This is a genomic window from Deltaproteobacteria bacterium (genome assembly GCA_029858205.1).
Lineage (GTDB): Bacteria > Desulfobacterota > GWC2-55-46 > GWC2-55-46 > DRQE01 > JAOUFM01.
Genome location: JAOUFM010000015.1, coordinates 22,471 through 31,788 on the forward strand (window position 1 = coordinate 22,471; position 9,318 = coordinate 31,788).

The 9,318-nt window shown below is 52.8% G+C and carries 8 protein-coding genes; all 8 read left to right on the forward strand.

The genetic code is table 11. The annotated features are described in order from the left end of the window. Positions 1-2: 2 nt before the first annotated feature. Entirely contained in the window at positions 3-767 is a 765-nt protein-coding gene (locus OEV59_09340) for a hypothetical protein (GenBank protein ID MDH4227932.1), read from the forward strand. Between the two features lie 125 nt (positions 768-892). After that, positions 893-1,921, forward strand: a complete 1,029-nt coding sequence (locus OEV59_09345; protein MDH4227933.1) for a response regulator — start codon at positions 893-895, stop codon at positions 1,919-1,921. Positions 1,922-2,189: 268 nt separating this feature from the next. Then, a complete protein-coding gene (locus tag OEV59_09350) occupies positions 2,190-3,356 on the forward strand; it encodes a hypothetical protein (GenBank protein ID MDH4227934.1) in 1,167 nt (388 codons plus the stop codon). A 151-nt stretch (positions 3,357-3,507) separates the two neighbouring features. Then, positions 3,508-4,473: a hypothetical protein gene (locus tag OEV59_09355; GenBank protein ID MDH4227935.1), complete on the forward strand. Its 966-nt coding sequence runs from the start codon at positions 3,508-3,510 to the stop codon at positions 4,471-4,473. 53 nt (positions 4,474-4,526) lie between these two features. Next, positions 4,527-5,477, forward strand: coding sequence for a hypothetical protein (locus OEV59_09360; GenBank protein ID MDH4227936.1), 951 nt, complete (start codon positions 4,527-4,529; stop codon positions 5,475-5,477). An 82-nt stretch (positions 5,478-5,559) separates the two neighbouring features. Then, complete coding sequence (locus OEV59_09365; GenBank protein MDH4227937.1) at positions 5,560-6,756, forward strand: hypothetical protein; 1,197 nt, start codon at positions 5,560-5,562, stop codon at positions 6,754-6,756. Between the two features lie 183 nt (positions 6,757-6,939). Further along, positions 6,940-7,839, forward strand: a complete 900-nt coding sequence (locus OEV59_09370) for a tetratricopeptide repeat protein (protein MDH4227938.1) — start codon at positions 6,940-6,942, stop codon at positions 7,837-7,839. 947 nt (positions 7,840-8,786) lie between these two features. Further along, positions 8,787-9,318 (forward strand): hypothetical protein (locus OEV59_09375; GenBank protein ID MDH4227939.1); only part of this gene is annotated, 532 nt, incomplete at its 3' end.

The following is a 9,318-nucleotide window of genomic DNA, read 5'->3' on the forward strand; positions in this document are numbered from 1 at the left end:
GCATGAAGACATTTTATGGCAAGGTCATACCGGTTTTTGCTGTTGTGGTTATATTTGCGGCAATAGGATGTGCAAGAGAGAGGGGGAGCGTGCGCGAGACCATAAAGTGCATGTTTTCCCGGTGTGTTAGTGAGCCGCCTGAGCGTTCAGGGCTCGAGACAGTGCCGTTTTATCCGACCAATTCCGCGGCATTTGCTTCGTCATCGGCGCAGAGGGTCGGCGCTGAAAAAGACGTGACGGCCCCGGAGATGACTGATGCAGAAAAAGAAAAGCTCATAGTCGCAAGGGCCAAGGCCGCATCCACCAAGGACGGCGTTTCTCTCGCAACAGAGAGCTGGAAAAACCCGGATAATATCGCCGAGAACAAACTCCCGGAGGCTGTAAGAAAGCTTCCAAAGGATAAGTTCGGGTATGTGGACTGGTCGGCCTCGCAGGTCGACGGTTTTGTGGACCCTAGATGGAGCATATCGGATTTTGGAAAGGATCCCGAGGAATTCGACTTAGACATTGTTTTCGAGATAAATGACCAGATGATGGCCAACGTGCTCTTCGAGCACAGAAAGCATGTATCATGGCTCACCTGCACCAACTGCCATCCCTCCATCTTCATACCGCAAAAGGGCGCCAATACCTTCAACATGTATGACGTCTGGGACGGCAAGTACTGCGGCAAATGCCACGGCACCGTGGCCTTCCAGCCAAAGGGCTTTGACAACTGCCAGCGCTGCCACAGCGTCAAGAAAAAGACCGCTGCTGCCGGCCGGTAATTGGTGTTGTAAATTAAACTTGAATTCGTCTTACGTTTTTTGGTAAAATAAACGAGACAGGGGCTTTGTTTGGATTTGGGATAGTAGTATCCTGAAACGGCACCTTTTAAGGAGTTTTGCGCCTGATGAGTGGAGTTGTTGACATACGTGAGGCTGCCAAAAAGCGCGGTAAGATAACTATCCTTGCCGTGGACGATAATCCGCAGAACCTCGAGCTCCTGGAGGCCCTTCTTGAGTCGCGCGGTTACGGCGTTGTAAAGGCCTATAACGGCAAGGAGGCGCTAAAGAAGGCCGAGGAGTTCGTTCCCGACATAATACTTCTCGACGTGCTCATGCCGCAGATGGACGGTTTCGAGGCGTGCCGCCGCTTCAAGGAAAGAAAGGAAACAAAGCTCGTTCCAATCATCATGCTTACTGCCTTAGATAGCCTCGAGGACAAGGTAAAGGGCCTTGAGTGCGGGGCAGACGATTTCGTTACAAAGCCTTTTCAGGCCCCGGAGCTTCTTGCCAGGGTAAAATCTCTTATAAGGGTAAAGGGCTTGATAGACGAGCTCGAGAGCGCGCAGAGCGTCCTCTTTAGCCTTGCCTCGGCCCTTGACTATACCGACCCCTACACGCATGGACATTCGCAGCGCGTCTCCGAGTTTGCCTCAAGCCTTGCCAGGTTCATCGGGCTTAGCCCCGAGGAGTGCGAGATAATAGCAAAGGCCGGGCTTCTCCACGACATAGGTAAGATAGGCACGGATAAGGGCGTGCTTCATAAGCCGGGCGCGCTAAACGACACCGAGTTCGTGCATGTGAAGGAGCATCCGCTGATGGGCGAGAAGATATGTAAGCCCCTTAAGTTCGCGCAGCCGCTTCTTCCCCTAATAAGAGGGCATCACGAGAAGTACAACGGCACCGGGTACCCCGACGGTTTGAAGGGCGAGGATATTCCGCTTGGCGCGAGAATCCTTGCGATAGCGGACGTGTATGACGCGCTTACGACCATAAGGCCCTACAGAAGCGACATCTCGCGCGAGGTTGCCCTCGAGGTCATGAAGGCCGAGGCTACCAAGGGGTTTTGGGATTCGGAAGTCCTTAAATCCTTCGAGTCCATGATGATAAAGAACGGTCTTGCAGCAGAAGTAAGCGCAGGCAAGGTAGCCGAATAGCCCGTATTTTGGGGCCTTAAACAGCCAAGTAGCACAACTTACGATTTCCAGATTTTTCCTCTTGACAAATCCATTAAAATGCGTTAATATTATTTTAAGAATAAGTAGTACTTAGAGGCTGACGGCGGCCTCGCGAATTCTTGGGGTGAAGGGTGCCTTGAGGCGAACGGTATTTTTTGCTTTTGCAAATGGTCTGTTCGAAGTATTAATTTTTTGCAGTCAAATAACAAAGCCCGGGATACGGGCTAAAAAAAGAAGGGGGATAAACATGAAAAAGCTATTTACAATGGCTTTCGCAGTTCTCGCGGTAGCGGCCTTTATCGGCTTCTCCGCAACGAGCTCCGATGCCGTACACAAAGGCTCCGGCTCACTCACCTGCGGCGGATGCCACACGATGCACAACACACAGGGCGGCGACGCTAATACTCTTGGCGGCGATGCCGGCGGTACCGCAGTGCTCCTCAGGGGCGCTGCAGGCGCAACACATGCGTTCTGCTTGAACTGCCATTCCGAGAACGGCACCAACGCAGCCACCGTATTTGCAGAGAGCAGTGCGCCTCCTAAGGTCCTAATGGCAGCAGCAGGCACGATAAGCGCCAGCGGCAGCTTCAACGGCATCCTTGACGTGTCAGCGCCGTTCGCAGCAGCAGGCGCAGATGCGGCCAACGATGCACTCGGAAGAGGCCACTCTGTTGGCGGTTCAGGTTCCATCGTTCCTCCGGGCGGTGGCGCTGATCCGGCAGTTTCCATCACTTGTACTTCCTGCCATGATCCGCACGGCGCACCGAACAACACGGGCGTTTGGCAGACGGGCGGCATCAACCTCTTCAGGAACCTGAGGACCATACCGACCGGTTCCGGCGAAGCAGTTGGTGTAACGCTTTCTAACACCGTTGCCGCAGCAGGTTCTTCCTCTGACGGCGCAACCGGAACAACCATTAACTGGACAGGTACCGGCGCAGGCGCTACCCATATTTGGCCGGTAGAAACTGCTACCAGGAACAATATCTACGGCGGAAATATGTCGCTCTGGTGCGCAACTTGCCACGATGCATGGCACGAGACTAATGTTCCTGGCAACGCAAGCGGCAACGATTGGTTGAGGCACCCGGTTAACAATGCGCTCGTCGATGCTACACCGAACTCCGGTTCAGGTAACCCGATAGTCGACGCTGCTACCGCAGCACCGGTAGGTGGTAACACCCTTCCGGCGGTCGACAGCGTAGGCACTGCAGACGATTCGCTCTTTGCCAGCGGTCTCTATGATGCAGACAACACGGGTGATAAGGTAATGTGCCTCTCTTGCCATTATGCTCACGGCGGTCCGAACTTCGACAACCTCAGGTGGAACTACCTCTCTGCGGTTGGCGCGGGCACTCAGACGCCTCTTGGTCTTGCTTCTGGCGTAGGCTGCAACATCTGTCACAACAAGTAATATCCGTTGGATAGCCTTTAAGGTGTCCGGCAAACCAAGGGGGAGGGGAAACCCTCCCCCTTTTTTTTAAAGATGGTTTTAAGACTTAAGCGCGCCGTAGCCTTTACACGTCTGGCGCTGGTATCAAAAAAACTGCAATCAGGGTTACTCCATGTCTATTATAAAAAAGCGAAATAAATATGCGTTGATATTAGCTGCAGCGGTCGTCATCATAGCTGCCTTTGGCGCAGTATCCTCTTTTGCCGCAGGGCCGGCTAAAAAGTACGCGGTAAATTATGTAGGCTCTCTTAATGCCTCTCCCTCAGGCGCGGCATTTTCAAGTGTAAAGGACATATTCATAAGCACGGAGCCAGACGAAATATACGCGCTCGATTCGGGCAACAGAAGGGTCGTTGTGTTCGATTTCGAAGGGATCCCTGTGTTCTGGTTTAAGCTTGTTGGCGCTGATGAAAGGGCGTCCTTTAATTCAATCGTTGTTTCAAAGGACGGATATGTATATGTCTCGACTGATAAGATGCTGCTCATGTATTCCTACAGGGGTACGTTTATAAAGGCCTTTGACACAGCCCCTCTTGGCGAGACAGCTACCGTGCTTAGCCTTTCAATCGGCAGTAACGGTATTTTGTATGTCGGCTACAGAATTGAGGAAAAGGGATCCCCTGCAACCGGCGTTATAGCGGTCTATGCCCCGGACGGCACGTTTAAGGAAATAATCAAGATAAGCGGCGCTACATATGCCAACATATTCGATTTGACCAGGCTCGGTGATAAATATTATTTCATTGAGCGGGCAAAGGTGCAGGTAGTTACGCTCGATTCAGCGGGCAGGCAGATATCGTCCTTTGGCAAATATTCGAGCCTGCTTGGCGGCTTTAGCCAGCCCGTATCCCTGGATGTTACGCCGGATGTCATATATGTGGCTGACTCTAACCGCAAGATGGTCATCTTGTTCGACCATGTGGGCAACCCCATAACCGAGTTTGGCGGCCCCCAGGTGTTTGTTACGCCTTATAAGGTCGCTACTGCCCCAAGCGGCAGGATATATGTCTGCGACAGAGGCGAGGTCAGGGTATTCGAGGTCAAAAGCGATACCGGGGCATCTCCTGCAAAGAAGTAACAGCAGCTGGCATTTCAGGTGTTTTCGGCCTTTTGGGCCGGGATGTGCGGCTTATGGTCTTTAGAGCGTTGATAGCAGGGATTGTCGCGGCGCTCTTTTTATCGGGGGGCGCGGTTATCAATGCCCAGGCAGCCCCGGGCAAGAAGGAAGGCGGCTTCCCGGAGTTAAGGCGCTACAAGACGGTGAGCGAGTTCCCGGGCGTAAAGCTCGAGAACCCGGTCTCCATGTTTCGGGATAAGGCAAGCGGCGAGTTCTACGTCGTGGACAGGGACTTAAACGAGGTGCTGGTGCTTGACGCCTCTTTGACCCTTGTCATGAGGCTTGGCCAGACCAGGGGCGTGGACGCTCCGGTGGCTGCGGTAGTACGCGGCAATAAGATATACGTAGCGATGGAGAATATGAGCGAGCTCCTGGTGTTTAACTACAGGGGCGAGCTTATTGGCAAGGTGGATGCCTCGGGCAGAGGCGAGTTCAACCCCGGGCCGATGGATGTAGGCCCGGATGGCTTCATCTATGCCGTAAATAAGAAGGACGGGTCATGCTACGTCATAGGCCTGGATGACAGGGTTACACGCGTCATAGGCCGCGAGAAGGATGGCAGCGGGCTCTCGGGGCTTACAGGGGTTGCGGCCGATAAGGGAAGGGTTTTCCTGTTTACGCCGTTTTCAGGCTATTGGGCAATAAGGGTTTACGGCACGGACGGAAGCTTTCTCTTCAACTTCGAAGGAATACTCGGCGAGGGCGGTACATTGCGGCTGCCGGTTAGCGGCAGGGTGGATTCCCTGGGAAGGCTCTGGGTAGTTGACGCTATGGTCGGTCTTGTTGTATACGAAGTTGTCGACGATAAAATTAAAAATATCGGTAAATTGCCTCCAAAGGGAGAGGTTATAGATTTTCCAGTTAGTGTTGACTTTGATGACCAAGGTATGGTATATATATTAGAAAATGGCGCGAAAAGCATTACCATCTACAGACATGAGGGTTCTGATGTCGATTTCAGATAAAAAAAATTCGATTAACAGATTTTCATGTTCCTATAATTTAATAGGACGTGTTGCCGTTTTTGCCGTTGTTTTTGCGGCTGTTTTGCTCTGTGGCTATTCTGCTGCCGATGCAGGCATATACCACACGACCAAGACGAATTATGGCGGCCCTGTGGCAACGCAGTTGGATACTCTCGCGTGCGGCCAGTGCCATACGATGCACGGCACGCAGGGAGGCTCAAGTCTCATGTACTACGTCGCCGAATCCGGCAACCTTTATCCGAACCTTCTACGCGCTTCGAGCATAATGAAGCTTTGCAAGTGGTGCCACGACGGCAACTCCGGTCCTATCGGCGGCCTTACTCCGCCAGATGTGTACAATTCAACGACAGCCACATATATACCGTCTGCCGGGGACTTCATGCACAATAACTCTGCGAGCAACCGTAACCGCCACGACATCGAACGTACCGGCATGGCGTCCGTTCCCCCGCCAGGATACAGCGGCACATGGACCAATGTAACGACCAAGCATGGCGGCGCAAGCGGAACATTTACCTGCATCTACTGCCACGACCAGCACGGCAACAAGAATTACAGGAACCTTCGCTACGACCCTGGCAATCCGACAAACGACACTTCCGCTTTAGGCGTGACTGTAAGCTACAGGATAGACGGCACCGGAGCCTGGGCGGCCAACAACTGTTCGGACGGAGCGGTTGCCAACTGCGATGCGCATATAAACGCCACAGCGACCAATACCGATAAGTACATGAGAGGTAATGTCACTTTCAGGGTTTCGTCTAACGTTACGGCCACGACAGCGACAAACCGCATATCCACGTGGTGCGGCAAATGCCATACGAAGTTCGACGGCGTGAGCGCGACGTACGGAACCGAAGCCGCAGGGCCGTATCTTGGCGGCGGAGTAGCCGCTGGCGGCACAGGCCCCGGCGACAACAACACGGCCACCTCTGCATGGAGAAGGCATCCTGTGGGAGATGTGCGCGTTAGCACTGCGAACGGGCATACATCGGCTACGTTATGGCTGGCCGCAGGTAATATCCGCGGCGCCGATGAGACGGCTGTTAATTATAGCGGTGACGAGCAGCCGTTTTGTCTCTCCTGCCATTATGCGCACGGCGGCGGAAACCCCAATAAGGCAACAGACCCAACACTCGATCATTCGATGCTCGTAATGACAGATGTGAGCGGAGACGTCAATTTGAATCTTTCCGGCACGTATGCGGCATCGGAGGGCGTGATGCGTAACACATGCCAGCGTTGCCATAACCAGTAGTGTTCGATAATTTTCAGGAAAACCGCGGCGTCGTTTTCCCTTGGCCTTTAAAAAAATCTTCCAATCGTCTCTGAGATGCTTTATAATGGACTGCATATGCGGCTGCCCTGCCGCATGCCGTAAGGCCTGTTGTTAACGGCTTAGCGGGGGCCGAAATCAAAACCTACAAGGGGTGTTCTTTATATGGATAAGAAGAAAAAATATTACGCAGTGGCAGCGGTCGTTGGCATCGTAATCATAGCCGTTATCGCGTACTTTGTCGTAGGTAAGTACCGCTACGGCACGGACACCGAGCCCGCGGCAATACAGTACGATAACCGCGACGATCTTCTTGGCCAGATAAAGGCCATGGAGGAGAGAAAAGCTGCCGAAGGACTTACCTGGCAGGATACCTACAGGCTCGGCGTAATGTACTCGCATGTCGGAAGGATAGACGACGCGATGAAGGCCATCACCGAGGCAGTCGGCATGCACCCGTATGCAAAGGGGTACGAGGCTATAGGCATGATACATTATTCGAGGATGGAGTACGGTAAGGCCATAAAGAACTGGGAAAAGGCAGCTGAGCTTGCCCCGTCCGACTCAGAGCACATCAAAGACCTTATAGGCCGCGCAAAGACCGGCACGCACATGGCCAAGCGCACGGACGTGCTTGAGGATAAGAGCAAGAAGGGCGGCCTCTCGTGGCAGGAGTCATTCGAGCTAGGCACAATATATCTTAGCACCAGGAAGTTCGACGACGCGGTAAAGCACCTTACCGACGCGGCCAAGGCAAAGGGCGACAGGGCCGATATGTACGATACGCTTGCAAGGGCTTATACCTTCAAGGGCGATTACGCAAATGCCATAGCGGCCGAGAAGAAGGCAGTGGAACTCGCGCCAAAGGAAAAGCTGTACAAGGCCAGGCTCGATGAGCTTGTAAAGTTCGAGAAGGCCGTGAAGGCATCGAGGGAAAAGGGCGGGTTCTTTAACCAACCAAAGGTAGTCGGGCAGAAGACGCAGCCAAAGGCAGCTACGCCAAAGCCTGCGGCAAAGAAGGCAGAGGAGACAAAGCCGGCTTCTGAGGCCGCGTCAAAGCCGTAGAGAAGCGGTTATATTGCGCGTATCCGGCAAGTGTTTTTTAGGAATATTTTTGAAAAATATTTGGGCCCGTCCTTATCCGAGGACGGGCTTTTTGTTTGCCAGCCACGGAAGGGCTCTTTGGGTTCTTGTAAAGATTCTTAATGCCGTATTTTGCCATGATTTTTTTTTGGTGGGCTTGAAAAATTATCAAGGAATGCTGTTTTGGTGCGGCAAATGGCTCTGTTAAAGCGCCGCAATATCGAGAGGTTATAGTTTTGTATACTTTGGTCTGCTTTTTGCAATATATTAAGGTAATACTGTTACTAGATTAATTTGCGTTAATTTAGATATTGACTTTTGCTCTGAAAGAGGGTAAAATGTTTGTAACTAATGGAACATTGTCTTGCGCACCAAGGGGTGACGGCGCCTCGAGGCAGGTTTATACGCCTTGGGGTTTTTTTACGCTGTAAAAATAAAGGCGAGAATATCGCCACACGATAAGAGCAACCGGTACCGTAAGGGCCGGGCGCAGAGTCATTGACCCTACCTGTTCATGGCGGTCATTGCGAGGAGGCCGCAGGCCGACGAAGCAATCTCACGCTAATGACCGGAGGGTTTGAAGGGCCGCCGAAGTGGTGGATAGGTAGTTTCCGAACCCATCCATGCCTATACAAGGCGGGGTGGGTTTTTGAGTTTTAGACGGTGGGGCGGCCGGTAAAGCGTTGCCTTGGCAGGCACACGGTTTTTGCAGTGGTTGAAAATGCGGGACGATGCGGTGCGGTTTTTAATGCGGCATTAACCGCGTTGTGGTAGAATAGATATAATAGGCGTTTTTTGGGAGCTTCTACTCACTAAAGAATCTTCAGAGGGCGGACGACTTGACTATGAATAAAATCATGAAATATACCTCGACTACTATATCAGGGAAAGCAGCCGACCAGGGTGCCTGGCGGCCTTTTGGAGCCAATATGCTTGAAAAGATAAAAAGACGGATCGCCTCGGGACTTGGGGTAGCGGCGCTTGCGCTGGTTGTTGTTTTGGGGTTTGTTTCTTCTTCGCTCGCAGGCACGCAGACATTTACGGCAAACGGCAACTGGACTGCTCCGGCAGGCGTAACTTCTGTAACGGTTGATTGTTGGGGCGGCGGCGGCGCCGGTGGCAGTGTGAATGCTAACAACATAGGCGGCGGCGGCGGTGGTGGTGGTGCTTATACTGGTGGTACCGTTACCGTAACTCCTACATCTATCTATCCTGTTGTGGTTGGTGCCGGAGGCACAGGTGTTGCAAGTGGCAACGGAAATCCAGGTGGCCTTTCTTCTTTTTCGACTCCAGCGCCTTCTACGGTTCTTGTAAGCTGTAATGGTGGTAGTGGCGGTGTTGGCGGTGGTACGGGATTTGGCGGCGGTGCAGGTGGACTTGCTACCGGTACAATGCCGGTAGGTGGGGTTAGAACTGCCGGCGGCGCAGGTGGAAATGGGATTGCGGATAATGCAGGAAATT

Excerpts from the sequence above, each read along its gene's own strand:
- OEV59_09360 (MDH4227936.1), top strand. The coding sequence starts at position 4,527 with ATGGTCTTTAGAGCGTTGATAGCAGGGATTGTCGCGGCGCTCTTTTTA.
- OEV59_09340 (MDH4227932.1), top strand. The coding sequence starts at position 3 with ATGAAGACATTTTATGGCAAGGTCATACCGGTTTTTGCTGTTGTGGTT.
- OEV59_09350 (MDH4227934.1), top strand. The coding sequence starts at position 2,190 with ATGAAAAAGCTATTTACAATGGCTTTCGCAGTTCTCGCGGTAGCGGCC.
- OEV59_09355 (MDH4227935.1), top strand. The coding sequence starts at position 3,508 with ATGTCTATTATAAAAAAGCGAAATAAATATGCGTTGATATTAGCTGCA.
- OEV59_09370 (MDH4227938.1), top strand. The coding sequence starts at position 6,940 with ATGGATAAGAAGAAAAAATATTACGCAGTGGCAGCGGTCGTTGGCATC.
- OEV59_09345 (MDH4227933.1), top strand. The coding sequence starts at position 893 with ATGAGTGGAGTTGTTGACATACGTGAGGCTGCCAAAAAGCGCGGTAAG.